This is a genomic window from Lacticaseibacillus sp. 22 (genome assembly GCF_055413445.1).
Genome location: NZ_JBVAYD010000073.1, coordinates 1 through 805, shown reverse-complemented (window position 1 = coordinate 805; position 805 = coordinate 1). Strand labels below are relative to the sequence as shown.

Annotated in this window: 1 rRNA gene; it reads left to right on the top strand. The window is 48.9% G+C overall.

Annotated elements, in window-relative coordinates:
* Positions 1-134: 134 nt before the first annotated feature.
* Positions 135-805 (top strand): 16S ribosomal RNA (locus ACWP87_RS13780); the annotation flags it as partial.

The following is an 805-nucleotide window of genomic DNA, read 5'->3' as shown; positions in this document are numbered from 1 at the left end:
GTAGTCCTTTGAAAACTGAACAAAGTTTCGTTTAAATGTGCAGGGTCCTTGATACTTCGGTATCGAGGCAAAAAGTAACATTTGCGAAGTCAATTCGCTAGAACAACAAATCGAGCTATTCGAACAGCTCATATTTATATGAGAGTTTGATCCTGGCTCAGGATGAACGCTGGCGGCGTGCCTAATACATGCAAGTCGAACGAGTTCTGATTATTGAAAGGTGCTTGCATCTTGATTTAATTTTGAACGAGTGGCGGACGGGTGAGTAACACGTGGGTAACCTGCCCTTAAGTGGGGGATAACATTTGGAAACAGATGCTAATACCGCATAAATCCAAGAACCGCATGGTTCTTGGCTGAAAGATGGCGTAAGCTATCGCTTTTGGATGGACCCGCGGCGTATTAGCTAGTTGGTGAGGTAACGGCTCACCAAGGCAATGATACGTAGCCGAACTGAGAGGTTGATCGGCCACATTGGGACTGAGACACGGCCCAAACTCCTACGGGAGGCAGCAGTAGGGAATCTTCCACAATGGACGCAAGTCTGATGGAGCAACGCCGCGTGAGTGAAGAAGGCTTTCGGGTCGTAAAACTCTGTTGTTGGAGAAGAATGGTCGGCAGAGTAACTGTTGTCGGCGTGACGGTATCCAACCAGAAAGCCACGGCTAACTACGTGCCAGCAGCCGCGGTAATACGTAGGTGGCAAGCGTTATCCGGATTTATTGGGCGTAAAGCGAGCGCAGGCGGTTTTTTAAGTCTGATGTGAAAGCCCTCGGCTTAACCGAGGAAGTGCATCGGAAACTGG